This window comes from Pseudomonas putida, from assembly GCF_050989985.1.
GTDB lineage: Bacteria > Pseudomonadota > Gammaproteobacteria > Pseudomonadales > Pseudomonadaceae > Aquipseudomonas > Aquipseudomonas putida_AI.
The window spans coordinates 165175-187923 of sequence record NZ_CP158815.1 but is presented as its reverse complement, the minus strand read 5'-3'; the positions used below and the strand labels follow the sequence as shown (position 1 = coordinate 187923).

The following is a 22749-nucleotide window of genomic DNA, read 5'->3' as shown; positions in this document are numbered from 1 at the left end:
AATGTTCCTGGGAGGGCTATTTTTGCTCTCGTAACAATTGAGCTGCGCGAACGGCAAAGTACGTCAGGATGCCATCAGCGCCTGCGCGTTTAAAAGCGGTCAGGGATTCGAGAATAACCCCTTCGCTCAACCAGCCATTCTGGATCGCGGCCATGTGCATGGCGTATTCGCCGCTGACTTGATAAACAAAAGTCGGCACTTTGAATTCTTCTTTGACCCGGCAAAGGATGTCCAGATACGGCATGCCTGGCTTGACCATGACCATGTCTGCGCCTTCAGACAAGTCCGCCGCCACTTCGTGCAGGGCTTCGTTGCTGTTGGCCGGGTCCATCTGATAGGAGGCCTTGTTGGCCTTGCCCAGGTTCAGCGCCGAACCGACCGCATCACGGAACGGGCCGTAGTAGGCGCTGGCGTACTTCGCCGAGTAGGCCATGATCCGCACATTGACGTGTCCGGCCACTTCGAGGGCTTCGCGAATCGCCTGGATGCGACCGTCCATCATGTCCGACGGCGCCACCACCTGCGCGCCGGCTTCAGCGTGGGACAGGGCCTGCCGGACCAGTGCATCGACGGTGATGTCGTTCTGCACATAGCCTTCTTCGTCGAGAATGCCGTCCTGACCGTGAGTGGTGAACGGGTCCAGCGCGACGTCGGTGATCACCCCCAGCTCAGGGAATTGCGCGCGCAGGGCACGGGTGGCGCGCTGGGCGATGCCTTGCGGGTTCCAGGCTTCGGCGGCGTCCAGCGACTTGAGTTCCGACGGCGTCACCGGGAACAGCGCCAGCGCCGGGATCCCCAGCTCGACCCACTTGGCCGCCTCTTCCAGCAACAGATCGATGGTCAGGCGTTCGACGCCCGGCATCGAGGCCACCGCTTCACGGCGGTTTTCACCATCCAGCACGAACACCGGCAGAATCAGGTCATCGACGGTCAGGACGTTTTCACGGACCAGGCGACGCGAGAAATCGTCACGGCGGTTGCGGCGCAGGCGGGTTGCGGGGAACAGACGGTTGGCGGGGGTAAAGCTCACGGCAGACTCCTGAGCCCGCGCGTACGGGCGAGCGTGACAGTTATAAGCGGCCATTATGACGAAGGTATTACAGTTGTGTGCATCCTGTGACACGTAGCCGCATTCCATTGTCGTTGTAGGAAATGTTCACGTCGAGACACATTTGGACACTTTCCTGAATGTGTACGAAGGGTTAGGCTGCGCGTTCATTTCGCCAGCACCCAGACAATGCTCCAACAATTTCTGCATGACTTCGGCTACTTTGCCCTGTTCCTCGGCACATTCTTCGAAGGCGAAACCATCCTGGTACTCGCAGGCTTCCTCGCGTTCCGTGGATACATGGACATCAACCTAGTGGTGGTCGTGGCGTTCTTCGGCAGCTATGCCGGCGATCAGCTGTGGTACTTCCTGGGACGCAAGCACGGGCGCAAGCTGCTGGCGCGCAAACCGCGCTGGCAAATGATGGGCGACCGGGCGCTGGAGCATATCCGCAAACACCCGGACATCTGGGTCCTGAGCTTCCGTTTCGTTTACGGCCTGCGCACGGTGATGCCGGTGGCGATCGGCCTGTCGGGCTACCCACCGGGACGTTATCTGCTGCTCAACGGCATTGGTGCGGCGATCTGGGCGGCCGCGCTGGCGGCGGCCGCCTATCACTTCGGTGCGGTACTGGAAGGCATGCTCGGCAGCATCAAGAAGTACGAGCTGTGGGTGCTGGGTGCCCTGCTGATCCTGGGCGTCGGCCTGTGGCTGCGCCGCCGCTTCAAGAATGCGCGCCTGGCCAAACAGGTCTATGCCGACGAGCAGAAGGCCAGTCAGGTCGGCGAACCTAAGACGCCAGCCGAGTGAAACGGTTTCTGCAGCAATAGAGACCGATGCCGCTGAGCAGGCTATAGCTGAGCAGGCCGACCCAGCCCACCGCGCTGGCCGGCCATAGCCCCACCACCGGCGCCAGCCAGACCAGCGGCACGTTCGACACCAGCCGCAGCAACTCCAGCTTCAACGCCCACGGGCGATTTTCCAGGGCCACGCCCAACACGAACAACCCCAGCGCCACCGCTCCCCAGCCCAGTACCAGGGCCGGCGTCGACAGGTGCGGCTCCAGGTTCATCAGATAGCTGCCCAGGGCGATGTACACGCAGAACTGCAGCAGCACGTAAATCTGCTGGCGCCCGTCCAGCGGCACTTCGAATTTGTGGAACTGACTCAGGTCCGGTTTGTGGATCGGGTACCTGGCCGCCACATCCGCCGGCCGCCAGCCGGTACGCATGAACCAGATCCGCAGCTTGTCCCAGGTGCTTTCGGTGCGTCGCGCATCGGCCCACAACTGCGCGTAGAACTGCACATTCGCCCAGATCGGGTTCCAGCTCGCCAGCGGCGTGGTCACGCCGAAAATCACCGGTTCGTTGTCGTCTTCTTCCTGGAACGAGCCGAACAGACGGTCCCAAATAATGAACACGCCGCCGTAGTTGCGATCCATGTAGAGAGCGTTCTGTGCATGGTGAGCCCGATGATTGGACGGCGTAACGAAGAACCATTCGAACCAGCCGAGCTTGGGAATATGCCGGGTGTGCACCCAGAACTGGTACAGCAGGTTCAGCGCGGCAACACTGACAAACACCAGCAGCGGCACGCCAGCCACGGCCATGGGCAGGTAGAAGATCCAGCTCAACAAAAACCCGGTGCTGGTCTGGCGCAGGGCGGTGGAGAGGTTGTAGTCCTCGCTCTGGTGATGCACCGAATGCGCTGCCCAGAGAATGTTGCGTTCGTGGCCCATGCGATGCAGCCAGTAGTAGCAGAAATCATAGAAGACGAAGGCAAAGATCCAGACCCAGACGCTGTCCGCCGAGAGCTCGAACAGCGCCAGATGCTTGAGGGCAAACCCATAGGTCAGCAGCCCCACGCCCTTGGTCAAGAGGCCCGTGGTGGTCGACAGCACGCCGGTGCTGATGCTGTTGATCGCGTCCGCCACTCGATAGTTGCTGACCCCGCGCCAACGGTCGGCCAGCAGTTCGACGGCAATCAGCACAAAGAAAAACGGCACCGCGTACAGAATGAAGTCCATAAGGCGTCCTGAACGGAATTTTTAGGGACAGATGCTATGTGTAGTCGCGAAATAACCCTATGGCAACGAGTGACAAATTAGTGGACATTTAACGCCATGAATCTGGAGAAAAGCCCATGAGCAAAAAAGTTGCAGTGATCCTTTCCGGTTGTGGCGTGTACGACGGCGCCGAGATCTACGAGAGCGTGATAACGCTGCTGCGCCTGGACCAGCGTGGTGCCCAGGTGCAGTGTTTCGCACCGAACATCGCGCAGCTGCATGTCATCAATCACCTGACCGGCGAAGAAATGCCCGAGTCGCGCAATGTACTGGTGGAATCGGCGCGCATTGCCCGGGGCCAGGTCATGGATATCCGTGAGGCAGATGTCGAAGAGTTCGATGCGCTGATCATTCCCGGCGGTTTCGGATCAGCCAAGAACCTTTCCAACTTCGCCGTCGAAGGCACCGGCTGCACCGTACAACCGGACGTGCTGGCCTTGACCGAAGCCTTCGCCGAAGCCGGCAAGCCCGTCGGCCTGATCTGCATTTCGCCAGCCCTGGCGGCGAAGATCTACGGCCCGGGCGTGACCTGCACCATCGGCAACGACGCCGACACCGCCGCCGCCCTGAACAAGATGGGGGCTACCCACAAGGACTGTGCCGTGAGCGACATCGTCGAAGACAAGGCGCGCAAACTGGTAAGCACCCCGGCCTACATGCTGGCCCAATCGATCAGCGAAGCCGCGTCAGGCATCAACAAACTGGTCGACCGCGTACTCGAACTGACCCACGAAAACGACGCCTGACACCCCTCCCTGTGGGAGCGAGCCTGCTCGCGACGGCGGCCTGACAGTCAACGCTGATGTTGGATGTGCCGACCCCATCGCGAGCAGGCTCGCTCCCACAGGATTCGTTGCAAGGTTCAGGCTTTGCGGGTCAGCCTGGTAAGAATCCGATCCAGCGCATTGGCAAACGCCTGCTTCTCACGCTCCCCGAACGGCGCCGGTCCGCCGCTCATCTGCCCCTGCTCGCGCAAGTCGGTAAACAGGTTACGCACCGCCAGCCGGTCACCCATGTTCTGCGCATCGAACTCCTTGCCCCGTGGGTCCAGCGCAGCAACGCCCTTTTTCACCAGGCGATCAGCCAGCGGCACATCGCTGCAGATCACCAGTTCGCCCGGCACCGCGTGCTCCACCAGGTAGTCGTCGGCCGCATCCGGACCGCTCGGCACCACGATCAGTTTCACCAGGGCCAGGCCCGGTTTGTTCTGCGGTTGACCGGCCACCATCACCACTTCGAACTGGCGCTTGAGGGCGAACTTCACCACCAGATCCCTGGCCGCCCGGGGGCAGGCGTCGGCATCGATCCATACGCGCATCAGGTTTTCCTCTTCTAAAAAGCATCGCGGGCAAGCCTCGCTCCCACAAGGTTAACGCTAAACCTGTGGGAGCGTGGCTTGCCCGCGAATATGAGCGAAGCGAATGCTCTTAAGAAACCTGCACCCGCCGCTTCTCAGCCACCCGACTGCGGCCATACAGCACCACAATCGCAATGATCGCCACCGCCTGCGCACTCAGCGAATAGGCATCGGCATGAATCCCCAGCCAATCGAACTCAAAGAACGGCACCGGCCGCGTGCCGAAGATCCCCGCTTCCTGCAACGCCTTCACGCCATGCCCGGCGAACACCACCGACAAGGCGCAGAGCAAGCCGGCGTTGATGCTGAAGAACAGCGCCAACGGCAGTTTCGCCGAGCCGCGCAGGATCACCCAGGCCAGGCCGACCAGCAGCACCAGCGCCGTCGCACCGCCGGCCAGTACCGCGTCGTGGCCAGCAGGGCCTGCCTGCAGCCACAGGGTTTCGTAGAACAGGATCACTTCGAACAGTTCGCGATACACCGAGAAGAACGCCAGGATCGCAAAGCCGAAACGCCCGCCGCCGCCCACCAGGCTGCTCTTGATGTAGTCCTGCCAGGCTGCGGCATGACGACGGTCGTGCATCCACACGCCCAGCCACAGCACCATGACGCTGGCGAACAACGCCGTCGCGCCTTCAAGCAGTTCACGCTGCGAACCGCTGACATCGATCACATACGCCGCCAACGCCCAGGTGCCCAGGCCCGCCAACAGCGCCAGGCCCCAGCCGGCGTTGACGCTGCGCACCGCCGATTGCTGGCCGGTGTTACGCAGGAAGGCGAGGATCGCCGCCAGCACCAGAATCGCTTCCAGGCCTTCGCGCAGCAGAATCAACAAGCCGGAAATGTAGCTCAGAGACCAGCTCAAGCCATCGCTGCCGAGCAAACCGGCAGAGGTCTTCAGCTTGGCCTTGGCCGCGTCCAGGCGCTGTTCGACCTGTTCCATCGGCAGGCCGTCCTGCAACGACTGCCGGTAGGCCATCAGTGATTTCTCAGTGTCCTTGCGCACGTTGGTGTCGACGTTATCGAGGGAACTCTCGACCAGTTCGAACCCTTCGAGGTACGCCGCCACCGACAGGTCGTAGGCCTGATCGTGGTCACCGGCACGGTAGGCGGCGATGCTCTTGTCCAGGGTCGCTGCGGTGTAGTCGAGCAACTGCGCCGGGCCACGTTTGACCTGCGGCGGTTGCGCCCGCTGTGCGCGGAAGATCGCGGCGGCTTGCGGGCCGTCGACAGCCTGCACCTCGGCCGGGGTCTGGCGGGCCAGATCGGCAATGTTGTAGACCTTGTCACTGCCGGCAGGCGCCGGACCGGCGCTGAAGCTGGCGATGTAAGTGGCCAGGTCCCAACGCTGACGATCGTCCAGCTGATCGGCGAAGGCCGGCATGTCAGTGCCTTCAACACCCAGCCCCAGGGTGCTGTAGATCGCGTACAGGCTCAGGTGATCCAGCCGCGCGTTGTCGCGCAGATTGGCCGGTGGCGGCGTCATGCCCACGCCCGCCGGGCCGTCACCCGCGCCGGTATCGCCGTGGCACACCGAACAGTTCTGCGCGTAAAGCGGCGCGCCACGGGTCGGGTCCGGGGTGATGATCGGCGCCTGGCTCACTTCATAGGCCACGGCCAGTTTCGCCCCCAGCTGCCGTGCCTGGCGGGCGACATCCGCGCCGCCCTGGCGGTCAGTGATCGCACCGCGCAGTGTGTCGATGCCCTGCTCCAGCCCGGCTTTTTCCGGCTTGGCCGGCATGGCGCCCACCAGGCCTTGCACCGCCTGGACGAACTCCAGTTGCTCGCGGTATTCGGACTCGTTGACGACCTTGCCTGCCTGCACCGCTTGCGGGTAGTCCGCACCGATGTAGTCGAGTAAATGCAGGGCTTGCGGTGCGCCTTCCACGGTGTCGGCCAGCAGGTTGAGACTGCATAGGGCGAACACCGGCGCGACCAGCCAGGCCAGGAAACGGGAGCGGGCAATCATGAATGAATCTCATTTGGAAACACGAAGTAACATATTGTTCCCTCTCAATGATTTTCACTCAAGCTTTGTCTACACCCGCGCTCGTCAGCGCCGGGACATCAGGTATCGCTGAGCCGTCCACACGTGGTTCGCAAGGTCTACAAGGCACTGGGCGAAGACGTGGCGGCGCAGTTGAGCCAGCAGCTCGGCAGTGGTAACGAACAGCCTGCGCAGGCGCCATTGCGCGACAACCTGCCGGCGGACGAGGCACCGGTCATCCTGCGGTGAGCAAAAAAAAGGCGACCTCGAAGGGTCGCCTTTTTTGTGCCTGACGATTCAGACCGCTGCTTTGCGCAGTGTCGCCATGAACGCTGCCGCGCCAATGAACAGCCCGGCGAAGGTACGGTTCATGCGCTTTTGCTGCTTGGGCGTGCGCAGCAGGCGCAACACCTTGGACGCCAGCCCGGTGTAGCCGGCCATGACGATCAGGTCGACGCAAATCATGGTCGCGCCGATGATCAGGTACTGGATCAGCAGTGGCGCGTGCGGGTCGATGAACTGAGGCAATACCGCGAGCATGAACACCAGGGCTTTCGGGTTGCTGATGTTCACCAGAAAACCACGGAACACCAGCACCAGCGGCTTGCCGATCGGGCGGATGGCCGCCTCATCGCTCATGTCGCTGGGCAGTGCGCGCCATTGCTTGATGGCGAGGTAAACCAGGTACGCCACACCGAACCATTTGATCGCATAGAAGGCGGTGGCCGACGCGGTAAGAATCGCGCCCACACCGGCGCCGACAATGGCGATTTGCAGCGCCAGGCCCAATTGCAGGCCCAGGGCGTTCCAGTAGCCACGCCAGAAACCGTATTGCAGACCGCTGGACATCGACGCAATGGCGCCGGCACCGGGAGAAAGACTGATCACCCAGCAGGCGGCAAAAAACGCCAGCCATGTTTGAAGCTCCATTGCACACCTCGACTCAGACTCGTGACAAACACCTAAGCTAATGCGGCTTTGGGCGGATGACTACCGATTTTTTGCAGGATGTTGCGGTTGCCGACCAGCGTTTGCAGCTTCCGGGCCCCATCGCGAGCAGGCTCGCTCCCACAGTAGATCTTCAGTGAATGCAGAAACCTTGTGGGAGCGAGCCTGCTCGCGATGGCGATCGATCAGAAAACAGAAGGCTTATTTCTCAAACCCGCTGGAAGGAAATACATCGGTCCCACGCCAGCGCCGCACCGAGCGCTGGAAGAACAGGCTATTGGGCACCTGCACCATGGCACTGCCGGTACCAAGCTCTTCAGCCTCGATCAGCGTGGTGTACAGCAGATTGATCGCCACCACCCGCCCCTTCACGCCAGGCTTGTCGGTGGTGTCCACCAGTTCGACCACATCGCCGAGGCGGAACGGGCCAACGGTGAAGATCAGGACCGAGCACAGCAGGTTCGAGAGCACGCTCCACATGGCGAAAAAAGCCACTGCAGCGACCGCGACAAAACCAGAAAGCGCCGTCCACAGCACCGTGGCTGAAACCCCGAGGCGTTCGAGCACGAAGATCAGCGCACTGCCCATGATCAGCCAGCGCAGGCCGCCACGCAGGGGCATGAGCAATTGCGGCGGGAACGGGTAGCGCTCGCCCAGGCGAGTCAGGACCCGGGCCACGAAACGCTGGGTCAGGTAGCCGGCCAGCAGAATCAGCAGGATTTGCACGCCGAGCCAGATCGGCTCGACCCACACCGCCGGCAACGGCAGCCTGAACGCGTCCATCAGGACAGCGACTCCAGCTCCGCCTGCATGCTTTCCAGCAGTTCCAGGGCTTCCATCCAGGCTTCTTCCAGCTCCGCTTCGCGCACCTTCAGCTTGGCCTGTTCTGCCAGCAGGTCACGCAACTCGTTCTTGCGCAGCGGCTCGTAGATATCGCTGTCGCCGAGGCTGGCATCGATTTTCGCCAGCTTCTCGTGAAGCTTGCCCAGCTCGGCTTCGAGCTTGTCGGCCTCACGCTTGTGCGGTGCCAACTGCTGACGCAAGGCGGCCGCGGCCTGACGCTGGGCCTTCTTGTCGGTCTTGTCCGGGTTGACCGGCGTGTTGCTGACCGGCGCGTTGCGCTGACGGTAATCCACCAGCCAACGGGTGTAATCCTCCAGGTCACCATCGAACTCTTCGACCTTGCCGTCGGCCACCAGGAAGAAATTATCGGTGGTGCTCTTGAGCAGATGACGGTCGTGGGAGACCACCAGTACCGCACCGCTGAATTCCTGCAGCGCCATGGTCAGCGCCAGGCGCATTTCCAGGTCCAGGTGGTTGGTCGGTTCGTCGAGCAGCAACAGGTTCGGTCGGTCCCAGGCGATCAACGCCAGGGCCAGGCGCGCTTTCTCGCCACCGGAGAAATTCAGTACCGGCTCGTCGATGCGCGCGCCACGGAAGTCGAACCCGCCGAGGAAATCGCGCAGGGTCTGTTCACGTTCGGTCGGCGCCAGGCGCTGCAAGTGCAGCAACGGGCTGGCCTTGGAATCGAGGGAATCGAGCTGATGCTGGGCGAAGTAACCGACGACGGTGTTTTCGCCACGGCTCAGCCGGCCGGCCAGCGGCGACAGTTCGCCCGCCAGGTTCTTGATCAGGGTCGACTTACCCGCGCCGTTCGGACCGAGCAAACCGATCCGCGCGCCGGGGGTGAGTTGCAATTTGACCTTTTCCAGCACGGTCTTCTCGCCGTAGCCCAGGCGGGCATCGGACAGATCGATCAGCGGGCTGGAGATTTTCTGCGATTCGCGGAAGACGAAGTCGAACGGCGAATCGACATGGGCGGCAGTCAGCTCTTCCATCCGCTCCAGCGCCTTGATCCGGCTCTGGGCCTGGCGGGCCTTGGTGGCCTGGGCCTTGAAGCGGGCGATGTAGCTTTCCATGTGCGCGCGCTGCGCCTGCTGCTTCTCGTAGGCCTGCTGTTGCTGGGCCAGACGCTCGGCACGGGCACGCTCGAAAGCGCTGTAGCCACCGCGGTACAGGGTGATCTTGCGCTGATCGACGTGGGCCACGTGATCGACCACGGCATCGAGGAAATCCCGGTCGTGGGAGATCAGCATCAAGGTGCCGGGATAGGTTTTGAGCCACTCTTCGAGCCAGATGATGGCGTCGAGGTCCAGGTGGTTGGTCGGCTCATCGAGCAGCAGCAGGTCCGAAGGGCACATCAGGGCCTGCGCCAGGTTCAGGCGCATCCGCCAGCCACCGGAGAAATCGCCGACCTGGCGATCCATCTGCTCGTTGGTGAACCCAAGGCCGGCCAGCAGCTTGCGTGCCCGGGCATCGGCGGTATAACCGTCGGCGCTGTCGAGTTCCGAGTGCAGGCGGGCCTGTGCGGCACCGTCATGGGCCGCTTCGGCGGCCGCCAGGTCGCGTTGCACCTGGCGAAGGCGCAGGTCGCCATCGAGCACGTAGTCGACCGCCAGGCGTTCGAGGGTATCGACCTCCTGGCGCATGTGGGCGATACGCCAGTCGGCCGGCAGGAAGCAATCACCCGAGTCCGGATGCAGTTCACCGCGAAGCAAGGCGAACAGGCTCGATTTGCCGGCGCCGTTGGCACCGATGAGGCCGGCTTTCTGGCCGGCGTGCAGGGTCAGCTCGGCGTCTTCTAGCAGACGTTGCGGACCACGCTGTAAAGTCAGGTTCTGAAGTCGAATCATAATGGCGGCGGAGTCTACCAGCTTCGCTCGCAACTGGCGCGAGTAGCACTATGTCCTCTGACCTGTGGAGCTTTTCCCTTTCCGTCTACGCCCGCCCGGGCGTTGAACAGGCCTGCCTGCAATTGCAATCGGCGGGGGTCAATGTGTGCCTGCTGCTGTGTGCGGCGTGGCTGGGCCGGCGAGGCGTTGCCTGCAATGCGCAACGCTTGCAGCAACTGCGCAGCGTGACGGAGCCCTGGGACGCCACTGTGGTGCAGCCGTTGCGGGAATTGCGCATGCAATGGAAATCCGCCGCCACGGGCGATGGCGATCTTCATGCACTGCGCGAAAAAGTGAAGGCACTGGAACTGGAAGCCGAACGGCATTTGATCGTGCGACTGGAGCAGTCGACGCGGGGCTGGCAGCAGGATGAAGCGAGCGATTTATCGCCTTGGCTTGAAGGTGTGGCGACAGACGCCGCACACCTGCACCGCGACGCGCTGCATCAGCTGCGCGTCGCGGTAACCGGCACTTAGGAAGCGCTGGTTGGGGTGGTGGCGCTCGACGGTGCCACTGGCGTTGGAGCAGTGGTGGCTGTCGAGGTGGTGACGGCTGGCGCAGCTGCGGCCGGAGCAGCAGGTGCTGGCGTCGCAGGCGTTGCTGGCTTGGCAGCAGCTGTCGGGGCCGGGGCCGGCTTGGCGGCAGCGACCGGTTTTTTCACTGCAGGTTTTGCGGCGGCAGGTTTCGCAGCTGGCTTGGCTGCAGGCTTCGCTGCAACTGGCTTGGCAGCCGGTTTGGCAGCGGCTGGTTTTGCGGCAGCGGCTGGCTTGGCTGCTGGTTTTGCCGCAGCAGGTTTTGCCGCAGTGGCTGGCTTGGCTGCTGGTTTGGCCGCAGCAGGTTTTGCCGCAGTGGCTGGCTTGGCTGCTGGTTTGGCCGCAGCTGTTTTCGCTGCCGGTTTAGCGGCCGGTTTTGCAGCTGGCTTGGCGGCGGTTTTAGCCGCGGCAGGCTTGGCAGCCGGCTTCGCAGCAGCTGTTTTAGCTGCAGGTTTTGCAGCTGGTTTTGCAGCTGGTTTGGCGGCTGGTTTTGCAGCTGGTTTGGCCGCTGCAGTTTTTGCCACGGCGGGTTTCGCGGCAGCGGTTCTTGCAGCAGGCTTGGCGGTAGCAGTTCTAGCTGCGGCTGGCCTGGCAGCCGGCTTGGCCGCTGCAGTAGCAGCTGGTTTGGCAGCGCTGGCAGCAACCGGTTTTTTCGCCGCTGGTTTGGCAGCAGGTTTCGCTGCGGCTTTCACCGGTGCTTTGGCAACCGGTTTGGCGGCAGGCTTGGCCGGTGCTTTTGCAGCAGCCGGTTTGGCAGCGGCTTTCTTCGCAGGAGCCGCAGCAGACTTGGCCGCACGCAGGGACAGTGCCTTGCCGACAGCCTCTTGAACACGACCAACGCCCTGGGCCAGTTTCAGGCTTTCCTGAGCGTCACGCTTGAGTTGCAGGATGTAGCCGCGAGTGTCCGACTGACGTTCTTTCAGAGCATCAAGCAGGTCTTCGAGTTGCTTCACTGCATCCTTGGCCTTGGCTTGCGCCTTGGCCTTGCCGGCCGCTGCCGCGTCCTGCAATTTGGTGCGGGATTTGTGCAATTTTTCCTGTGCTTTGCCGCGTTGTTTTTCCAGCTTGGCGAGCAGTTTTTCAGCATCAGCCAAGGCTTCGGAACAGGCAGTTTCGAGGTGCTCGAGCAAGCTGCCTGACAGTTGTTGGAGAAGATGCAACGGAGTGTTTACTGGCTTCTTGGTGGCCGACATGGTTTACCTCCTGGCTGAAGTGAGTGCGGCTCATACTAGACCTCTGCTGCAACCGCCGCTAGGGCATGTTGACACTATCGAAAGCGTCCTGTTGCAAAGGAGTGAAAAACTTCTGCGCTTGCGCAAAAGCAGTTCACCGTTAAGCACATTCACACTGGCATAATCGCCCGCACTTCAGGTCGGAGAGTGCCCATGTCGCGCTATCTTTTTTTATCGCTGTGCGTGATTTTTTCCGCGGCCCAGGCCGCCGAAAAAACCCAGGAAAATGACGCTCACGATCTCGCTTACAGTCTCGGTGCAAGCCTCGGCGAACGCTTGCGCCAGGAGGTTCCGGATCTGCAACTCAAGGCTCTGGTCGAAGGGTTGCAGCAGGCCTATCAAGGCAAGCCACTGGCATTGAAAGACGAGCAGATCGAACAGATTCTGTCCGAGCACGAAGCCCGGGTTGCAATGCAGGCACCGGCACCGGAAAACGAACTGGCGGTGGAAAACGAAAAACGTTTTCTGGCCGAGGAAAAAGCCAAGCCCGGCGTTCGTGAACTGGCAGATGGAATACTGCTGACGGAATTGGCACCGGGTAATGGTGCCAAGGCCGGACCGAACGGAAAGGTGCAGGTGCTGTACATCGGACGCCTGCCTGACGGCACCGTGTTCGATCAGAACAATCAGCCGCAGTGGTTCAGTCTCGACAGCGTCATCAGTGGCTGGCGCAGTGCGCTGCAGCAAATGCCGGTCGGCGCGAAATGGCGCCTGGTGATTCCATCGGCGCAGGCCTATGGCGCCGACGGTGCAGGGGACCTGATCGCACCGTTCACGCCCCTGGTATTTGAAGTCGAATTGCGCGGCGCGACCGGCTGATCGCACAAATGAAAAACGGTGCGCCATGGCGCACCGTTTTCGTGTCTTGCGGGAAGTGCTTCAGACCTGAACCGAGTCTGCTTCCTTGTGGGCGGTGTGCAGCACTTCGATCAGGCAGTCTTCCAGTTCGAAGCGTTCGTGCAACAGGCCGCCGAGCTCCTTGAATTTCTCCGCGACGCACTTGCCTTCATCACACAGGTCATTGAACGCCAGGAGCTTCTCGGTGATGACATCGATGCGCGGATAGATCGTCTCGGCGAGCTCCAGGCCGCGCTTGTCGTTGAAGGCCTTGGCCTCTCCCGTCAGCTGTTCGTAGATTTCGAAGTGACCGGCCGATACGTAATCGACCAGCACGCCGCAGAACTCCTGCAGGGGTTTGCGGCTTTCACTCAGAGCCGCAGGCTCTGCGCCAAGCGCATCATAGGCCCCGATCAGTTCTCGACGCTCCTGCAACCAGCGATCGATCAGCAGGTGCACTCCACCCCAGCGTTCCTGTGCATTCTGACAACTTTCGAGCATGGTGATCTCTCTTCCCTTGTGGGTCAGCTGCTCTATGCCCGTTTGCCTCTTGTCATGGGCGTTCGGGGCAGAGCGTCATCGAGCGACATATTTCCAATGACACGTGCGGGCCAGATTATGCCCGCACGACTGAGGCTTCAAGGTACGCAGGAGATAATGTTCATACAAGTGTTTAATCATTCAACAGGGCCGGGTGCGACGACTCGCCGCTGAGCGGTCACCGCATGGCGATCCAGACAAGGCGCAATAGCTGATAAACACCAAGAATCGACATCGCGACGAAGAACAGCAAACTCCATTCGGGGATGCTCAGATCCAGCAGAGTCCAGGAGCGCTGGGTGCAGTCGAAAGAGCCTTTGAACATCTGCTGCACAACGCAGAACCATGACTTGCCGGCGAACAGGTCCGAGAGATCTGAAGCACAGGCTGCCAACTGATGCGCCGGATTGCCTTGCAACAACACCTGCCGCCCTGCGGTGACCGTACCCGCAAGACTGCAGAGAAGACCAAGCAACCAATAGAGAGAAGAGCCGAGTCGACCGGGCCCCTGCACCGCCGCCATCAGGCAGGTGCCAGTCAACAGCGCCAGGCAAACCCGTTGCAACAGACACAAGCCACAGGGGTTGAGGCCGACGGAATATTCCAGATAGTAGGACACGCCCAGGACCAGGGCGCCCGCAACGAAGACCGTGAAAAACAAGGAGCGTGTGCAGGCCAAAGACATGGCTTTTCCGTAACAATTAAGACCGACGGCTACGGTAGAGGAAAGCGATCTGGCGTTTCAAGGCGGCCTGCCTGGGACACTTCAGCAGAGATGTAGGGAATTCCCAACGCACGCTGAAGGATTTGGTGCAGCCCTTTGTAGGACTCTGCTGAAGACGCTGTAGGAAGGTAAAAACAGAGCGAATTTCACCACTCAAAACCACACATTTCCTTGTAGCCGCTGGCGTAACCCGCGACTACAAGGACCAACAATCACGCGCGTACGGGTACCGGCAACGGCGCCGCGAGCAAGCGCTCATCCAGCAAGCCCAGACCTTCCTGGAACAGTTGGTTGCTGCGCTCGGTATCACCCATTTGCGCCAACAGCCGCGCCAGCTCGGCGCAGGCCTCCGGGTTGCGTTCCATGCGCAGGCTGCTTTCGAGATAGTCACGGGCCTTGCCCCACAGGCTGCTTTGCAGGCACAGACGACCCAGGGTCAGCAGCAGGCCGGAATCGGCGGGATGCTCCTTGAGCCAGCCCTCGGCAAGGTGCAACTGACGCGCCGGGTCGCTGCCGCGAACCAACCCGTAGAGGCGCGCCAGATGACTGTCATAGTGGCGCTTGAGGGCTGTGCGCAAGACCTCTTCAGCCTCGACCTGTGCCCCCAGTTGTCGCAGTTGCTCGGCGTAGGCGAGCACCAGCTGCGGTTCCTGGCGTTGAGCAGACGTCAGTTGCTGCCAGGCATCCTTGAGCGATTGCAGGCCGACGGTCCCGTCCTCTTCCCGCTGCGCCGCCAGGGACAGATTCTTGCCCCAGGCACGGCGCTCAAGCTCCGCCAATTCAGCCGCGGGCAGGACCTTGTCCTTGCGCAATTCCGGCAACAGGCGAATTACCGCCGACCATTCGCCGCGCTGCTGATGCAAACGCTGCAGCTGGCGCAACACCTGCGCGTTATGCGGGTGACGCTCACGCATGGCTTGCAGTGTCGTCAGCGCCCCGTCGGTATCGCCACGATCGGTCTGCAATTGCGCATGGTTCAAGGCAATCGCCAGCTCGGCCTGCGGCTGGCGCTCCAGCGCACGCTCCAGCAGGTTGTCGCTCTCTTCGTAGTGTCCCTGTTCGTTCGCGGCGCGGGCAGCGCCGAGGTAATAGAGCAGCGGCTGGCGTTCGGCTTCTGCGGCCCGATGCAAGTGACGTTGCGCACTGGCCCAGCGACCTTCCGCCAGGTCCAGTTGGCCGTGTTCGATCGCCACCTGCACCCGGCGACTGCGGTTGCGCCGCGACCAGGGATTGACCACACCGCCGGAAGTCAGCACCAGCTCGATCAACGTCTTGATGCCCCAGAACACCAGCCACAGCACCGCCACCAGGGCCAATGTCGCCCACAGACTCGACTCGTAACGGAAGCTTTTATAGGCGATCAGCACGTAACCGGAATGCTCGGCAATCGCCAACCCCAGCGCCGCGGCGGCGGCGATGACCAGAAACAGGATCACATACAGGCGCTTCATGGCGTGGCCTCCTGCACGGTGCTCGTGGCAGGCTTGGCCAGCGGTTTGACCGAGTCCTCGGCGTTGACGTTGCGACGCTCCAGGTAGCCCTGCACCGCGCTCAGGGTGCCGGTCATGTCAGGGGTGACCACGGTGACGGGTTGCTTGCTCAGTTCTGCCACCTGTTCAAGCATCACTTTGCTCTGTTGGTTGTCCGGATTGAAGTTGTTCGCGAGCACGTCACGCGCCTCGTCCAGGGCCTGGCTGTAAACCGCGGCCTGGCCGTTGAGCGCGGCCCATTGCGCCTGTTCCAGCGCCAGGCTCAAGGCCAGGCGTACCTGGCTCAAACTCTGCCCGGCGAGCAACGGTCGGACGTTTTTATCGGCGTTGAAATCGATGCGGATGTAGCGCGAGATCTGATCCCACCATTGCGCCCAGCGACTGGCGCCGTCACCGTCGGCGGTCAGGCCCAGCAGGGATTCACCCCGGTCCTTGTATTCGGGAGCCAGCTCGGTAAGGCCAACCACCTGCTCGCGCAGCGCGCCCAGGCGCAGGAACAACCCGGTGCGGTCCGGCTGATCGGTGCTGCGCAACGCCACCAGGGTTTTGGCCACCTGTTCGCGCGCGGCGAAGGAGCCCGGGTCGTTTTGCTCGCGAAGAATATCGTCAGCCCCCTGCACCAGGGCCTGGGCGCTGCTGATGTCCTGCAACGCAGACAGGCGCAGGCTGGCCAGGCGCAGCAAGTGCTCGGCCTCGGCCAAGCGCCAGTCCTTGCGGCTGGCGCCAAGGACGGTTTCCAGGCGTTGATTGAGTCGTTGCTGATCGCCCTGCAACTGGACGACCAGGCGGCTGCGCTCTTCCAGCACATCGGCAGCGGGCAGTTGCTCAAGACGCGCGCTCAGGCGCTGATCATTGAGTTTCAGGCTTTGCGCCTCATCGCTCAAAGCCTGCACCTGACTCAACTGCTGCTGATTGGTCGCCTGCAAGTGGCGCACCTGCCAGACTCCCCAACCGCCCACCGCAACACCGGCAGCACCCAGCAACAGGGCGACGACGGCCAGCCCATTGCCTCGGCGCGGCTCTACGGCAGGTGGTGGAGTTTCAATCGGCGCATCAAGCACTGGCCGGACGTCTTCTTTAGGCAAGGCTGTTTCGCTCACGTATCCATCCTTTGCATTAGGAAACGGGTACGGGATGCTCCCGTAACGCCGTCAGCAAAGCCGCGGCACTGGCGCCACGACAATCCACAACTGTCAGGGCACCGGCGGCACGTGCCAGCTCGGCAACCCTGGGACTCGGTACAAACAACGGCAACCGCGCCAATTGCGGCCAGGCATCGCCAGCCAATTGATGCAGGTGCTCAAAACCCTGTCCACTGCTGACCACCAGTGCATTCAGGCGTTCCGCGCGGATCCGTTCCGGCAGTGCCGCCGCCGGGTATTGCGGCAGCTCGCGGCGGTACAGCTCCAGATAATCGACACTAGCACCTTGCTCGCGCAAGCGCTCAGCCAGCAGTTCGCGACCGCCCTCCCCACGCATGATCAGCACTCGAGGATCAGGCCGGGCGATGGCACTGCGCAGGTTCGCCAGCTCAAGCAAGGCTTCGCTGTCATCGGCATCCTTGGGAAAGCTCACATCCAGGCCGCGATCCTCAAGAATCTGCGCCGTCGCCGCGCCAACGCTGAACCACTTCACGGGTGGCGTCTGCGGGTAAAACCGATTGAGCAGTTCGACGCCGATCCGCGCAGCAGACTTGCTGACCACGATCACCGCACAGTAGCGATCCAGTCCCTGGACCACTTCGCGCATTTTGTCAGAGGCAGGGATTGGCACGATGTCCAAAAGCGGCAAGCTACTGCTGAAAATCCCCTGCTCCGCCAGAACAGTGCTCAGCGCCGCCGACTCATCCGCCGGACGCGTCAGCAGCAGGCGCCAGCCCGTCACTCGTGACCTGCCTCGCCATATACCGCCTTGAGAATGTCGGCGGCGCCCTGATTCAACAGGTCTTCGGCCACTTGCACGCCCAGGGCCTCAGCATCGCCACGGGGCGCACGCGCCTGGGCACTGAGCAGCAGGCCGCCATTCGGATCGCCCACCAGTCCGCGCAACCAGACCTGCTCGCCCTCCAGCACGGCGTAGCAGGCGATCGGCACCTGGCAGCCGCCATTGAGGTGTTTGTTGAGGGCGCGCTCGGCAGTCACGCGGGTGGCGGTGTCCTGGTGATGCAGCGGTGCAAGCAGGGCGTGGATTTCGCTGTCGGCGCTGCGGCACTCGATACCTACCGCGCCCTGGCCACCGGCCGGCAGGCTGTCGTCGACGCTGATGGCCGAGGTGATGCGATCTTCGAAACCCAGGCGGATCAAACCGGCGGACGCCAGGATGATCGCGTCGTACTCGCCCGCATCCAGCTTGGCCAGGCGTGTGTTGACGTTGCCACGCAGGAAGCGGATTTCCAGGTCCGGGCGACGGGTCAGCAATTGCGCCTGGCGACGCAGGCTCGAGGTGCCGACGATGCTGCCTGGAGGCAACGCATCGAGGCTGGAAAAGGTATTGGAGACAAAGGCGTCACGCGGGTCTTCGCGCTCGCAGATGCAGAACAGGCCCAGGCCCTGGGGGAAATCCATCGGCACGTCCTTCATGGAGTGCACGGCGATGTCGGCTTCGTTTTCCAGCAGCGCGGTTTCCAGTTCCTTGACGAACAGGCCCTTGCCGCCGATTTTCGACAACGGCGAGTCGAGCAGCTTGTCGCCGCGACTGACCATCGGAACCAGGGTCACGAGCAGGCCCGGATGGGCCTCTTCCAGACGGGCTTTGACGTATTCGGCCTGCCACAGGGCAAGAGCGCTTTTACGGGTGGCGATGCGGATTTGGCGAGTGGACATGGATCAATCCGTACTGAATAGATACGGCAGATGATAACAGCTCAGCCAAATCCACTTTGACTTGTATCAGAAACTACTCGGCCTCCCGGGCCCCGGATGTCCGGGAATCGGGTGTGGGATTCACATGCAACCCGCGAATCAAAGCTGTTGCATCATTTTCCGCACGCCAGCCACATGGCGCCGGCTGACGATCAATGCATCGCCGTTCAAGCCCTTGAGGAACAGTTGGAAATGTCCCAAAGGCGTGCGCTGCAGGCGTTCAATGCGGTCGCGGGCGACCAGGGCATTTCGGTGTATACGCACGAAACGTTCGCCGAACTCGTCCTCCAGGGCCTTGAGCGGTTCATCCAGCAGCACTTCGCCCGACTCGTGGCGCAAGGTCACGTATTTGTGGTCGGCGATGAAGTAGACCACCTGATCGATGGGAATCAGCTCGATCCCCTTGCGGGTGCGCGCACTGATATGGCTGCGAGGGCCACTGCCACTTTCGGCCGCCGGCCGGGTCAGGGCGGAGAGTTGAACGCGATTGGGGCGTTCGGCTTTTTTCAACGCGTCATTTAACTGTTCAGTTCTCACCGGCTTCACCAGATAGCCTACGGCGCTGGCCTGTAAGGCTCCCTCGGAATATTCATCGGTTCCTGCGCAGAACACCACGGCGGGCGGGGTTTCGCGCTCGCACAATCGCGCGGCCACCTGCAGGCCATCGAGGCCGGGCATGCGGATATCGAGTAAAACGATATCCGGCTTGTGGCTGTCGATCAGTGCCAACGCTTCTTCGCCATTCGTGGCGCTAGGCTCCAGGACACTGTATCCCTCGAGTTCGCCAACCATTCGGCTCAGGCGCTCGCGGGCAATAGGGTCGTCATCAACGATCAGGACATTCATATTGCGCTGGATTCCTGCGTGAGTCTCGCACAAGGATAGCGTAGACAGGTGAAGTGACGTCCGTCACCGCGATCCACGCTAAGACTAGCGCGAGCGTCAAAAAGTGCCGCTCGTCCGGCAGCAAAATTTTCAAATGCCGGGCAATTGACGGTCCAGGCCCGCTTTGGCGATGGATCGCCACAGGGTTTGCTGTTACGCAATATGAACACCCCCTCTTCTTATAGTCAGTATCCGCACCGAGAAGTGCGCTGATCCTACTGTCCAACTGTAGACGGTTGCCGGGACGATATTGCTCAATCGGAAAATATCGTTGCGCCAACAGGGAAAACCGCAGGAGCGCGGGGTGAAAACCAGTCGACCAGTGTCAACGACAGCCCTGGCAACCCTGTTATTATCCGCCGCAGCTTTCAACGCCATCTTTCTACAGCCGATACGAGCGAATTCATGAGCACTGACAAGACCAATCAGTCCTGGGGCGGCCGCTTCAGTGAACCCGTCGACGCCTTCGTCGCCCGCTTCACCGCCTCCGTCACCTTCGACCAGCGCCTGTATCGCCACGACATCATGGGCTCGATCGCCCACGCCACCATGCTGGCCAAGGTCGGCGTGCTGACCGATGCCGAGCGCGACAGCATCATCGATGGCCTGAAGACCATCCAGGGTGAAATCGAGGCCGGCCAGTTCGACTGGCGCATTGACCTCGAAGACGTGCACATGAACATCGAGGCGCGCCTGACCGACCGCATCGGCGTAACCGGTAAAAAGCTGCACACCGGCCGCAGCCGTAACGACCAGGTCGCCACCGACATCCGCCTGTGGCTGCGCGACGAAATCGACCTGATCCTGGGCGAAATCACCCGCCTGCAAAAAGGCCTGCTGGAGCAGGCCGAGCGCGAAGCCGGCAGCATCATGCCGGGCTTCACCCACCTGCAGACCGCGCAGCCGGTGACCTTCGGGCACCACATGCTGGCCTGGTTCGAAATGCTCAGCCGCGACTACGAGCGCCTGGTCGACTGCCGCAAGCGCACCAACCGCATGCCGCTGGGCAGCGCCGCACTGGCCGGCACCACCTACCCGATCGACCGCGAATACACCGCTCAGCTGCTGGGCTTCGAAGCCGTCGGCGGCAACTCCCTGGACAACGTGTCCGATCGTGACTTCGCTATCGAATTCTGCTCGGCCGCGAGCATCGCGATGATGCACCTGTCCCGCTTCTCCGAAGAGCTGGTGCTGTGGACCAGCGCGCAATTCCAGTTCATCGATCTGCCAGACCGCTTCTGCACCGGCAGCTCGATCATGCCGCAAAAGAAAAACCCGGACGTGCCAGAGCTGGTGCGTGGCAAGACGGGTCGTGTATTCGGCGCGGTGATGGGCCTGCTGACCCTGATGAAAGGCCAACCCCTGGCCTACAACAAGGACAACCAGGAAGACAAGGAACCGCTGTTCGACGCCGCCGACACCCTGCGCGATTCCCTGCGAGCCTTTGCCGACATGATCCCGGCGATCAAGCCCAAGCACGCCATCATGCGCGAAGCGGCCCTGCGCGGTTTCTCCACCGCCACCGACCTTGCCGACTACCTGGTGCGTCGTGGCCTGCCGTTCCGTGATTGCCACGAAATCGTTGGCCATGCCGTGAAATACGGCGTGGAAAGCGGCAAGGACCTGGCGGAAATGAGCCTCGAAGAGCTGCGCAAGTTCAGCGACCAGATCGATCAGGACGTATTCGCCGTGCTGACCCTGGAAGGTTCGGTCAATGCCCGCAACCACATTGGCGGCACTGCACCGACCCAGGTGAAAGCTGCCGTCGTGCGTGGCCAGGCGTTGCTCGCCAGCCGCTAAAAGCATCGCGAGCGGGCTCGCTCCCACAGGGTTGAGGTATAAACCCTGTGGGAGCGAGCCCGCTCGCGATTACTGTTTCAAGTGCACTGAAAGCCTTACTTCTTGGCCGCAATCATCGCCATGAACGCCGGCATCGCCGCTTCCTTGTCCGCCGCAATCCGCTGAACGTTCGGATTGTCCCCCAGACGCTCCAGCAGCGCCTTGGCCGCTGGCAGCTCTGCCAACAGGTCGATATCAAACAGCTTTTTCGCCACCCCACAGGCCAGCGGCACGCTGTACAGGAAATACAGGTCCGCCACGCTCAAGCGCTCGCCCGCCACATAGGGGCTGAACTTGCCGTGCCGGCCCAGGGACGCGATGCCCAGCAGCAACTCGGCCTTGGTCTTTTCCTTGATTGCATCCGGCAGTTTTGCGCCGAAAAACGCTTCGGGATAGCAGGCGCGCGCGGGCAGTTCGATGTACAGCTCGATTTCCTTGGCCAGCGCCAACACTTGTGCGCGCTCGAACGCATCGCTCGGCAGCAGCGGCGTGCCTTTCTGGCTCTGCTCGATGTATTCGAGGATCACCATGGTTTCATTGATGAAGCCCTGCTCTGTTTTCAGCACCGGGACCTTGCCGCGAGGGCTGATGGCCAGAGCCTCTGGGGACTGGCCGGCGTAAAACGGCACTTCTTCGAAAGGCAGTCCTTTTTCCAACAGCGCCAGCTTGACCATGTTGTAGTAGTTGCTGACGGAGAATCCGTAAAGCTGAATCATCACAAAGCCTCCAGGCCGTGCGGGGTGGGCGGTGCCTGTTTATAGATCGCTCGAGCCTTTCTTGCCAGCAGCATCACGGACTTGAATGCAGGTAAACTGGCCACCTTTCCTTGAGGAGCCTGCCATGAGCGAGCCAACCCCCGATAACAATCAAGACGACATCGACGAAGAAGAGTTCGCCGAGAACACGCTGATCGAAGCTATCGAGAACCAGATCGAAAGCGACAATCCGCCAGCGGCCAAGGCAACGTTCAACAAGTTGACGCTGGTGGGTTACGAGCGGGAGGAAATCCTCAACCTGATGGCCCACGTTTTGGCGGTAGAAATCGACGCGATCCTCGAAGAAGACCGCGCGTTCAACACCGAATGGTATGAAGCCGCGTTGCGCGCCTTGCCAGAATTGCCACCTGAGAAGAAGTAAACCAAAGTCCCGAACCTGTAGGAGCGAGCTCGCTCGCGAAAAACCTGAGACCGCCGTGGGCTGTCAGGGCTCCAGCGTCATCGTTCACGACCATCGCGAGCAAGCTCGCTCCTACAAGTGAGAAAAAAGGCTGCTGCGAGCACTGGACATGCCGCACAAGCGGGTTCACCTTAGGGGCGCTGTCGTCTAATTCCTAGAAAGTCTGGAGTCCTTATGTCGCTTACCCCTGAGTTGGTTGCCGAACTGGAAATCCTCGCACTCTTCAACCTGGACAGTTCCCAGGAAGGTTTGAAAATTCATCACACTGCCGCCCCCAAAGCCATTGCGGCTGCCCAGCGCCTGTACGAAAAAGAACTTACCAGCCAGCCCGATGGTGGTTACCTGACCAGCCTGGGGCGTGATGCCGCGCAAAACGTACAAACCGTCCTGACCATTCTTCGCGCTCAGGAAACGGCCTGAATTTCGCTGTATCGCCCACGGAAAGCCCGACATGGGATATCCGTGGGCCTACTCAGCTGGCTGACCTTTTCCAAC

The 22749-nt window shown here is 61.6% G+C and carries 23 protein-coding genes and 2 pseudogenes; 8 read left to right on the top strand and 17 right to left on the bottom strand.

Annotated elements, in window-relative coordinates:
• Window positions 1-16: 16 nt before the first annotated feature.
• Complete coding sequence (hemB, locus tag ABTV29_RS00930; protein WP_223456495.1) at window positions 17-1030, bottom strand: porphobilinogen synthase; 1014 nt, start codon at window positions 1028-1030, stop codon at window positions 17-19.
• A 207-nt stretch (window positions 1031-1237) separates the two neighbouring features.
• On the opposite strand from hemB, the gene ABTV29_RS00925 reads away from it, so the two are divergent.
• The gene (locus tag ABTV29_RS00925; RefSeq protein WP_433768394.1) at window positions 1238-1858 is read left to right on the top strand and encodes a DedA family protein; all 621 of its coding nucleotides are present in this window, start codon (window positions 1238-1240) and stop codon (window positions 1856-1858) included.
• On the opposite strand, the gene ABTV29_RS00920 is transcribed toward ABTV29_RS00925, so the two are convergent.
• Entirely contained in the window at window positions 1839-3074 is a 1236-nt protein-coding gene (locus tag ABTV29_RS00920; RefSeq protein ID WP_433768393.1) for a sterol desaturase family protein, read from the bottom strand. The genes ABTV29_RS00925 and ABTV29_RS00920 overlap by 20 nt on opposite strands.
• A 116-nt stretch (window positions 3075-3190) precedes the next feature.
• On the opposite strand from ABTV29_RS00920, the gene elbB reads away from it, so the two are divergent.
• Window positions 3191-3859 carry an isoprenoid biosynthesis glyoxalase ElbB gene (gene elbB / locus ABTV29_RS00915; protein WP_433768392.1) on the top strand — a complete coding sequence of 223 codons (669 nt, stop codon included), beginning with the start codon at window positions 3191-3193 and terminating at the stop codon, window positions 3857-3859.
• Window positions 3860-3975: 116 nt separating this feature from the next.
• Here the strand turns inward: elbB and ABTV29_RS00910 are convergent, their stop codons facing one another.
• Together ABTV29_RS00910 and ABTV29_RS00905 are read right to left on the bottom strand one after the other, a co-directional pair.
• Complete coding sequence (locus ABTV29_RS00910; protein ID WP_433768391.1) at window positions 3976-4431, bottom strand: YaiI/YqxD family protein; 456 nt, start codon at window positions 4429-4431, stop codon at window positions 3976-3978.
• A 109-nt stretch (window positions 4432-4540) separates the two neighbouring features.
• The gene (locus ABTV29_RS00905; protein WP_433768390.1) at window positions 4541-6439 is read right to left on the bottom strand and encodes an FTR1 family protein; all 1899 of its coding nucleotides are present in this window, start codon (window positions 6437-6439) and stop codon (window positions 4541-4543) included.
• A 99-nt stretch (window positions 6440-6538) separates the two neighbouring features.
• Here ABTV29_RS00905 and ABTV29_RS00900 point away from each other — a divergent pair.
• Window positions 6539-6706 (top strand): annotated as a pseudogene (locus ABTV29_RS00900) (penicillin-binding protein activator LpoB); the annotation flags it as partial.
• A 48-nt stretch (window positions 6707-6754) separates the two neighbouring features.
• Here the strand turns inward: ABTV29_RS00900 and ABTV29_RS00895 are convergent.
• The 3 genes from ABTV29_RS00895 to ABTV29_RS00885 all read right to left on the bottom strand — a co-directional run bounded on the left by ABTV29_RS00895 (window position 6755) and on the right by ABTV29_RS00885 (window position 10098).
• Window positions 6755-7387: a LysE family transporter gene (locus ABTV29_RS00895; RefSeq protein ID WP_433768389.1), complete on the bottom strand. Its 633-nt coding sequence runs from the start codon at window positions 7385-7387 to the stop codon at window positions 6755-6757.
• A 219-nt stretch (window positions 7388-7606) separates the two neighbouring features.
• Window positions 7607-8188 (bottom strand): mechanosensitive ion channel domain-containing protein, encoded by a 582-nt coding sequence (locus ABTV29_RS00890; RefSeq protein WP_433768388.1) that lies wholly within the window; start codon window positions 8186-8188, stop codon window positions 7607-7609.
• Window positions 8188-10098: an ATP-binding cassette domain-containing protein gene (locus tag ABTV29_RS00885; RefSeq protein WP_433768387.1), complete on the bottom strand. Its 1911-nt coding sequence runs from the start codon at window positions 10096-10098 to the stop codon at window positions 8188-8190. The genes ABTV29_RS00890 and ABTV29_RS00885 overlap by 1 nt, the downstream gene beginning before the upstream one ends.
• Before the next feature lie 50 nt (window positions 10099-10148).
• On the opposite strand from ABTV29_RS00885, the gene ABTV29_RS00880 reads away from it, so the two are divergent.
• Window positions 10149-10613 (top strand): TIGR02444 family protein, encoded by a 465-nt coding sequence (locus ABTV29_RS00880; protein WP_433768386.1) that lies wholly within the window; start codon window positions 10149-10151, stop codon window positions 10611-10613.
• Here ABTV29_RS00880 and ABTV29_RS00875 read toward each other — a convergent pair.
• Window positions 10610-11863: an AlgP family protein gene (locus tag ABTV29_RS00875; protein WP_433768385.1), complete on the bottom strand. Its 1254-nt coding sequence runs from the start codon at window positions 11861-11863 to the stop codon at window positions 10610-10612. The two genes, ABTV29_RS00880 and ABTV29_RS00875, sit on opposite strands and share 4 nt — an antisense overlap.
• Before the next feature lie 192 nt (window positions 11864-12055).
• Here ABTV29_RS00875 and ABTV29_RS00870 point away from each other — a divergent pair, with 192 nt between their 5' ends.
• Entirely contained in the window at window positions 12056-12721 is a 666-nt protein-coding gene (locus ABTV29_RS00870) for an FKBP-type peptidyl-prolyl cis-trans isomerase (protein WP_433768384.1), read from the top strand.
• Between the two features lie 60 nt (window positions 12722-12781).
• Here ABTV29_RS00870 and rsd read toward each other — a convergent pair whose 3' ends face one another.
• The 8 genes and pseudogenes from rsd to ABTV29_RS00830 form a co-directional block, all read right to left on the bottom strand.
• On the bottom strand, window positions 12782-13240 hold the full coding sequence (gene rsd / locus ABTV29_RS00865) for a sigma D regulator (RefSeq protein WP_433768383.1): 459 nt from the start codon (window positions 13238-13240) through the stop codon (window positions 12782-12784).
• Between the two features lie 217 nt (window positions 13241-13457).
• Window positions 13458-13964 (bottom strand): disulfide bond formation protein B, encoded by a 507-nt coding sequence (locus ABTV29_RS00860; RefSeq protein ID WP_433768382.1) that lies wholly within the window; start codon window positions 13962-13964, stop codon window positions 13458-13460.
• Window positions 13965-14215: 251 nt separating this feature from the next.
• Window positions 14216-15454, bottom strand: coding sequence for a heme biosynthesis protein HemY (locus ABTV29_RS00855; protein WP_433768381.1), 1239 nt, complete (start codon window positions 15452-15454; stop codon window positions 14216-14218).
• Entirely contained in the window at window positions 15451-16593 is a 1143-nt protein-coding gene (locus ABTV29_RS00850; RefSeq protein WP_433768380.1) for a uroporphyrinogen-III C-methyltransferase, read from the bottom strand. The genes ABTV29_RS00855 and ABTV29_RS00850 overlap by 4 nt, the downstream gene beginning before the upstream one ends.
• A 16-nt stretch (window positions 16594-16609) precedes the next feature.
• Window positions 16610-17377: a uroporphyrinogen-III synthase gene (locus ABTV29_RS00845; RefSeq protein ID WP_433768379.1), complete on the bottom strand. Its 768-nt coding sequence runs from the start codon at window positions 17375-17377 to the stop codon at window positions 16610-16612.
• A complete protein-coding gene (gene hemC, locus ABTV29_RS00840) occupies window positions 17374-18315 on the bottom strand; it encodes a hydroxymethylbilane synthase (protein ID WP_433768378.1) in 942 nt (313 codons plus the stop codon). The genes ABTV29_RS00845 and hemC overlap by 4 nt, the downstream gene beginning before the upstream one ends.
• Before the next feature lie 138 nt (window positions 18316-18453).
• Complete coding sequence (locus tag ABTV29_RS00835) at window positions 18454-19200, bottom strand: LytR/AlgR family response regulator transcription factor (protein WP_433768377.1); 747 nt, start codon at window positions 19198-19200, stop codon at window positions 18454-18456.
• Window positions 19197-19319: pseudogene (locus tag ABTV29_RS00830) on the bottom strand (sensor histidine kinase); the annotation flags it as partial. The pseudogene ABTV29_RS00830 and the gene ABTV29_RS00835, both read right to left, overlap by 4 nt.
• A gap of 325 nt (window positions 19320-19644) precedes the next feature.
• Here ABTV29_RS00830 and argH point away from each other — a divergent pair.
• Window positions 19645-21039, top strand: a complete 1395-nt coding sequence (gene argH / locus ABTV29_RS00825) for an argininosuccinate lyase (protein WP_433768376.1) — start codon at window positions 19645-19647, stop codon at window positions 21037-21039.
• Between the two features lie 95 nt (window positions 21040-21134).
• On the opposite strand, the gene ABTV29_RS00820 is transcribed toward argH, so the two are convergent.
• Window positions 21135-21794: a glutathione S-transferase gene (locus tag ABTV29_RS00820; protein WP_433768375.1), complete on the bottom strand. Its 660-nt coding sequence runs from the start codon at window positions 21792-21794 to the stop codon at window positions 21135-21137.
• Between the two features lie 124 nt (window positions 21795-21918).
• On the opposite strand from ABTV29_RS00820, the gene ABTV29_RS00815 reads away from it, so the two are divergent.
• Window positions 21919-22215 carry a hypothetical protein gene (locus tag ABTV29_RS00815; protein WP_433768374.1) on the top strand — a complete coding sequence of 99 codons (297 nt, stop codon included), beginning with the start codon at window positions 21919-21921 and terminating at the stop codon, window positions 22213-22215.
• A gap of 213 nt (window positions 22216-22428) precedes the next feature.
• Window positions 22429-22674 (top strand): TIGR02647 family protein, encoded by a 246-nt coding sequence (locus ABTV29_RS00810; protein ID WP_433768373.1) that lies wholly within the window; start codon window positions 22429-22431, stop codon window positions 22672-22674.
• Window positions 22675-22749: the final 75 nt, after the last annotated feature.

What these genes read in the sequence shown, in the direction of transcription:
- ABTV29_RS00880 (WP_433768386.1), top strand. Translation starts at nt 10,149, where the DNA reads ATGTCCTCTGACCTGTGGAGCTTTTCCCTTTCCGTCTACGCCCGCCCG.
- elbB (WP_433768392.1), top strand. Translation starts at nt 3,191, where the DNA reads ATGAGCAAAAAAGTTGCAGTGATCCTTTCCGGTTGTGGCGTGTACGAC.
- ABTV29_RS00885 (WP_433768387.1), bottom strand. Translation starts at nt 10,098, where the DNA reads ATGATTCGACTTCAGAACCTGACTTTACAGCGTGGTCCGCAACGTCTG.
- ABTV29_RS00895 (WP_433768389.1), bottom strand. Translation starts at nt 7,387, where the DNA reads ATGGAGCTTCAAACATGGCTGGCGTTTTTTGCCGCCTGCTGGGTGATC.
- ABTV29_RS00835 (WP_433768377.1), bottom strand. Translation starts at nt 19,200, where the DNA reads ATGAATGTCCTGATCGTTGATGACGACCCTATTGCCCGCGAGCGCCTG.
- ABTV29_RS00875 (WP_433768385.1), bottom strand. Translation starts at nt 11,863, where the DNA reads ATGTCGGCCACCAAGAAGCCAGTAAACACTCCGTTGCATCTTCTCCAA.
- ABTV29_RS00815 (WP_433768374.1), top strand. Translation starts at nt 21,919, where the DNA reads ATGAGCGAGCCAACCCCCGATAACAATCAAGACGACATCGACGAAGAA.
- ABTV29_RS00890 (WP_433768388.1), bottom strand. Translation starts at nt 8,188, where the DNA reads ATGGACGCGTTCAGGCTGCCGTTGCCGGCGGTGTGGGTCGAGCCGATC.
- ABTV29_RS00870 (WP_433768384.1), top strand. Translation starts at nt 12,056, where the DNA reads ATGTCGCGCTATCTTTTTTTATCGCTGTGCGTGATTTTTTCCGCGGCC.
- rsd (WP_433768383.1), bottom strand. Translation starts at nt 13,240, where the DNA reads ATGCTCGAAAGTTGTCAGAATGCACAGGAACGCTGGGGTGGAGTGCAC.
- ABTV29_RS00860 (WP_433768382.1), bottom strand. Translation starts at nt 13,964, where the DNA reads ATGTCTTTGGCCTGCACACGCTCCTTGTTTTTCACGGTCTTCGTTGCG.
- ABTV29_RS00925 (WP_433768394.1), top strand. Translation starts at nt 1,238, where the DNA reads ATGCTCCAACAATTTCTGCATGACTTCGGCTACTTTGCCCTGTTCCTC.
- ABTV29_RS00920 (WP_433768393.1), bottom strand. Translation starts at nt 3,074, where the DNA reads ATGGACTTCATTCTGTACGCGGTGCCGTTTTTCTTTGTGCTGATTGCC.
- ABTV29_RS00820 (WP_433768375.1), bottom strand. Translation starts at nt 21,794, where the DNA reads ATGATTCAGCTTTACGGATTCTCCGTCAGCAACTACTACAACATGGTC.
- ABTV29_RS00810 (WP_433768373.1), top strand. Translation starts at nt 22,429, where the DNA reads ATGTCGCTTACCCCTGAGTTGGTTGCCGAACTGGAAATCCTCGCACTC.
- ABTV29_RS00855 (WP_433768381.1), bottom strand. Translation starts at nt 15,454, where the DNA reads ATGAAGCGCCTGTATGTGATCCTGTTTCTGGTCATCGCCGCCGCCGCG.
- ABTV29_RS00905 (WP_433768390.1), bottom strand. Translation starts at nt 6,439, where the DNA reads ATGATTGCCCGCTCCCGTTTCCTGGCCTGGCTGGTCGCGCCGGTGTTC.
- argH (WP_433768376.1), top strand. Translation starts at nt 19,645, where the DNA reads ATGAGCACTGACAAGACCAATCAGTCCTGGGGCGGCCGCTTCAGTGAA.
- hemC (WP_433768378.1), bottom strand. Translation starts at nt 18,315, where the DNA reads ATGTCCACTCGCCAAATCCGCATCGCCACCCGTAAAAGCGCTCTTGCC.
- ABTV29_RS00910 (WP_433768391.1), bottom strand. Translation starts at nt 4,431, where the DNA reads ATGCGCGTATGGATCGATGCCGACGCCTGCCCCCGGGCGGCCAGGGAT.